The following is a 4,602-nucleotide window of genomic DNA, read 5'->3' on the forward strand; positions in this document are numbered from 1 at the left end:
GAACCCCAACTAGCGGCACCAAAAACCGATGTGCTACCGTTACACCATGGGTCTGACTACATTTTATTTCAATTTTCGCAACTTTTATTAGATAAAAAAATCTCAACAATTTTTTATTGAGATTTAAGACATTTTGTAGACCCACAGGGATTCGAACCCCAACTAGCGGCACCAAAAACCGATGTGCTACCGTTACACCATGGGTCTATGTCTTAATTGCTGTGCAAATATAGAAAGGTTTTTTAATTCTCCAAAACTAATTTTACATGTTTTTAGCTAAAACAGACGATTGTTTTGATAATCCATTGAAAATGAATTTTAAAAAAATGTTATTTTTTTTTCTTTTTTGAAAATTATTGAAAACATTCATTTTTTAGATTCTATTTTCGAATAAATAAGTACTTAAAATTGCTTTCTTTTACATTTTTTCTTCAACAAATTCAATCGAGTTTTCTCCTAACCAATCAATTCTAACCAACGATTCAACACGAATTCCTTGATCTATTAATCGATTTCGTCCTTCTTGAAAAGATTTTTCAATGATAAATCCCATTCCCAAAAGATTTGCTCCAGATTGTTTGATTAAATCTTTTACACCTAATGCTGCGTTTCCGTTTGCTAAAAAATCATCGATAAAAATTACATTATCGTCTTCATTTAAATATTGATTACTTACACATACATCGTACGTTCTGTCTTTTGTAAAAGAGTAAACTTGCGTAGAATAAAAATCTTGCATTGTTTTTGGTTTGGATTTTTTCACAAAAACAACAGGTAATTCTAGTGCTAAACCAACCAATATAGAAGGTGCTATACCACTTGCTTCAATTGTAATAATTTTATTAATATTTAAATCCGAAAAACATTTTACAAATTCGTCTGCAATGTTTTTCATTAAAACAGGATCCATCTGATGATTAATAAAACTATCTACTTTTAAAATTCCACCATCGAAACTCTTTCCATCTTTTAATATTCTCTCTTTTAAAAGTTCCATTATTATATATTAGTTTTTAAAGTTTACAAAGAAAAAAGTCAGCATAAAAATGCTGACTTAATATACTAATTTTTATTTATTCCCACTCAATAGTTGCTGGTGGTTTTGAACTGATGTCGTAAGCTACACGGTTAATACCTTTAACTTCGTTGATAATTCGGTTAGAAACTAACTCTAAAAATTCGTAAGGTAATTTTGACCAAGTTGCTGTCATAAAATCGATTGTATTAGCTGAACGAACAACTGCTGTATATTCGTACGTACGCTCATCTCCCATTACACCAACCGATTTCACAGGCAATAATACAACGAAAGCTTGAGAAACTTCGTCGTATAAATTATGTGCATAAAGCTCATCAATAAAAATTTGATCAGCTTCTTGTAAAATACGTACTTTCTCTTCATCTACTTCACCTAAAACACGGATACCTAAACCTGGTCCTGGGAAAGGATGACGGTAAACTAATTCGCGAGGAATACCTAATTCTACTCCAACTTTACGCACCTCATCTTTAAATAATTCGCGTAATGGTTCTAATAATTGAAGTTTCATATCTTCTGGTAAACCACCTACATTGTGGTGTGATTTAATCGTTGCAGAAGGACCTTTTACAGATTGTGATTCGATTACATCAGGATAGATAGTTCCTTGCGCTAAGAAAGAAGCATCATCAAATTTCTTCGATTCTTCATCAAAAACGGCAATAAAATCGTGTCCAATCGATTTACGTTTTGCTTCTGGTTCTTCAATTCCTTTCAAGTTAGATAAAAAGCGATCCGCAGCATCTACCATTTTGATGTTCATGTTGAAGTGTTTTCCGTAATTTTCCATTACTTTTTTCCCTTCATCCTTACGTAATAAACCTGTATCAACAAAAATACAAGTTAATTGATCACCAATTGCACGATGAATTAAAACCGCAGCTACAGAAGAATCTACTCCTCCCGAAAGACCTAAAATCACTTTTTTATCACCAACTACTTCTTTTATACGAGCAATTTCTGTTTCGATAAAATCTTTTAAAACCCAATTCTTTTCAGCCTTACAAATATTGAAAACAAAGTTTTCTAACATTGTTGAACCATATTCTGAATGTGTAACTTCTGGGTGAAATTGTACCGCAAAAATCTGACGTTCTTCATTAGCAATTGCTGCTATATCGATGTTTGATTTTCCTGAAACTGTAAATCCAGTTGGCGCATTTATGACTTCGTCAAAGTGGCTCATCCAAACTGTAGATTGTTCTGGAACTCCTGTAAATAAGCTGTTTTGAGCTAAAACAGTTAATTCAGACTTTCCATATTCTCCTTTTTCTCCTTTTTTAACTTCACCTCCTAATAAGTGAGAAATCAATTGCATTCCATAGCAAATTCCTAATACAGGAACGCCTAATTCGAATAATTCTTTTTCTACCAAAGCAGCTTCATCTCCAAAAACTGAAGAAGGACCTCCTGATAAAATAATTCCTTTTGGATTGTGTTTTTTGATTTCTTCGATTGAAGTGTTGTAGGGAATAATTTCTGTGTAAACTCCAAATTCTCGAATTCGGCGCGCGATTAATTGATTGTATTGCGAGCCAAAATCTAAAATAATAATTCCTTGCGTCATTGTGTTTGTCTTTGTGCAAAATTAAGCGAATTTCGGTTGAATCCCAATTTTATTCGATTCATTTTTTCTGCTTTTCGATAGATTTTGAAAGTTTAATTTTAACTTAATATGATCCTAACTTTAAAATCAATTTATCGAAATATTTTTGTTGAGAGAAATAATTCATCATGAAAAAAATTATATTTACTGCCTTAACAACCTTTATGTTCGCAAATATGGCAAATGCGCAAAAAATAATCGCTCATCGTGGTTATTGGGATACTGAAAACAATGCAAAAAATTCAATTCAATCTTTAAAATCTGCACAAGAAATTAATGTTTACGGTTCTGAATTTGACGTGTTGATTAGTGCTGATGATGTTTTGATGGTAAATCACGATGATCATTACCAAGGCTATACAATTGAGACGACAAACTCTACTGTTTTAAAAACGTTGAAATTGGCTAACAACGAAAATATGCCAACTTTGGAAGAATATATTGAACAAGGAAAAAAGAATAAAAATGTTAAATTAATTTTCGAATTAAAACCTCATTCATCCAAAGAAAATGAAAATCGTGCTGTAAAAAAAGCAGTTGAATTGATCAAAACACATCAAATTGAAGACCAAATTGAAATCATTTCTTTTAGTCAAAATATTTGTGATGAATTTAAACGTTTAGCGCCTGAACATCATGTTTCTTACCTAAATGGTGATTTATCTCCTAAAGAAATAAAAGAAAAAGGTTGGAATGGAATTGATTACAATTACAAGGTTTTTCAGAAAAATCCGAATTGGGTAAAAGAAGCACAAGCATTGGGATTATTGGTGAATGTTTGGACAGTTAACCAACCCAAAGTCATGCAAGAAATGATTGATTTGAAAGTAGATTATATCACTACTGACAAACCGTTGATTTTAAAAGAGCTTTTGACGAAATAATTTAAATTCTTTAAAATCACTAAGAATTAGAAAAAATTTCTGCTGTTAAAATTTATTGGAAACAAAAAAGAGAAGTTAATTAACTTCTCTTTTTTATTATTCTCCTAAAACCTTTTCCAATTCAGCACTCCCTTGTATATTTCGCATTTGTCTTTCGATATGACTGGCACGTCTACTGATAAAAGACGAAGGCGGATTGACATTATATTTTCGTGGTAATGGTAAAGCTGCTGCAATACGAGCTGCTTCGTTCTTCGTTAAATCTTTCGCAGGTTTATTAAAATAATATTCTGATGCAGCTTCAACTCCAAAAACACCAATTCCCATTTCAGAAGTATTCAAATACATTTCTAAAATACGCTGTTTACCCCAAATTTTTTCAATCATAAATGTAAAATACACTTCCAATCCTTTTCTCAACCAAGAACGACCTTGCCACAAGAAAACATTCTTTGCAACTTGTTGAGAAATCGTAGAACCTCCACGAAGTTTTTTTCCTTCTTTGTTTTTTTCGATTGCTTTTTGTATTCCGTCCATATCAAATCCATTGTGCACAGGAAATTTTTGATCTTCAGAACCAATTACTGCTAATTTAATATTACGTCCCATTTCGTTGTACGAAATATAATCGCGCTTAAATTTTCCTTGTTCTATTCCTTGTTGAACTTGTGTGATGGTAAAAGGAGGGTTAATCCATTTTAAAACAACGATGTAAACAAGATGTATTACAAAAAGATAAAGTATAACTTTACGTATAAATTTGAACATGTTTTTACCTTAAATTACAAAAGCAAAGTTATAGGATTTATTGAATTTTGGAAAAATTTTTCTATCGAATTCGTCTGTCATCTTTTTTCACTTTACTCACTTTGTAAATCGATTTATTAATGAGAATAATGCTATCTTCATTAAAGAATTTAAGCCTTTACTAAAACTTTATAAAATAACAAAAGGCAAACTATGGTTTGCCTTTTGTGTTATTGTGAATGTTGGGTTGGAAAACTAACGCCATCTAATTTTACTTATTACCAATAACATTAATAACAAAATAAATGGAATAGATGACTCAACAT

At 31.3% G+C, this 4,602-nt stretch carries 4 protein-coding genes and 1 tRNA gene; 1 reads left to right on the plus strand and 4 read right to left on the minus strand.

What is annotated here, in order from left to right; genetic code table 11:
* Window positions 1–136: 136 nt before the first annotated feature.
* From Q0616_RS04035 to guaA, 3 genes are all read right to left on the minus strand, one after another.
* Window positions 137–207: transfer RNA gene (locus tag Q0616_RS04035), tRNA-Gln, on the minus strand.
* Window positions 208–418: 211 nt separating this feature from the next.
* Window positions 419–997 (minus strand): xanthine phosphoribosyltransferase, encoded by a 579-nt coding sequence (gene xpt, locus Q0616_RS04040; RefSeq protein ID WP_298775306.1) that lies wholly within the window; start codon window positions 995–997, stop codon window positions 419–421.
* 76 nt (window positions 998–1,073) lie between these two features.
* Window positions 1,074–2,606, minus strand: a complete 1,533-nt coding sequence (gene guaA, locus Q0616_RS04045; protein ID WP_298775308.1) for a glutamine-hydrolyzing GMP synthase — start codon at window positions 2,604–2,606, stop codon at window positions 1,074–1,076.
* A gap of 167 nt (window positions 2,607–2,773) precedes the next feature.
* On the opposite strand from guaA, the gene Q0616_RS04050 reads away from it, so the two are divergent.
* On the plus strand, window positions 2,774–3,529 hold the full coding sequence (locus Q0616_RS04050; protein ID WP_260543951.1) for a glycerophosphodiester phosphodiesterase family protein: 756 nt from the start codon (window positions 2,774–2,776) through the stop codon (window positions 3,527–3,529).
* 96 nt (window positions 3,530–3,625) lie between these two features.
* Here the strand turns inward: Q0616_RS04050 and mtgA are convergent, their stop codons facing one another.
* The gene (gene mtgA / locus Q0616_RS04055) at window positions 3,626–4,297 is read right to left on the minus strand and encodes a monofunctional biosynthetic peptidoglycan transglycosylase (protein WP_225539331.1); all 672 of its coding nucleotides are present in this window, start codon (window positions 4,295–4,297) and stop codon (window positions 3,626–3,628) included.
* Between the last annotated feature and the right edge of the window lie 305 nt (window positions 4,298–4,602).

The organism is uncultured Empedobacter sp. (genome assembly GCF_937930195.1).
Lineage (GTDB): Bacteria > Bacteroidota > Bacteroidia > Flavobacteriales > Weeksellaceae > Empedobacter > Empedobacter stercoris.

Excerpts from the sequence above, each read along its gene's own strand:
- xpt (WP_298775306.1), bottom strand. The coding sequence starts at position 997 with ATGGAACTTTTAAAAGAGAGAATATTAAAAGATGGAAAGAGTTTCGAT.
- Q0616_RS04050 (WP_260543951.1), top strand. The coding sequence starts at position 2,774 with ATGAAAAAAATTATATTTACTGCCTTAACAACCTTTATGTTCGCAAAT.
- mtgA (WP_225539331.1), bottom strand. The coding sequence starts at position 4,297 with ATGTTCAAATTTATACGTAAAGTTATACTTTATCTTTTTGTAATACAT.
- guaA (WP_298775308.1), bottom strand. The coding sequence starts at position 2,606 with ATGACGCAAGGAATTATTATTTTAGATTTTGGCTCGCAATACAATCAA.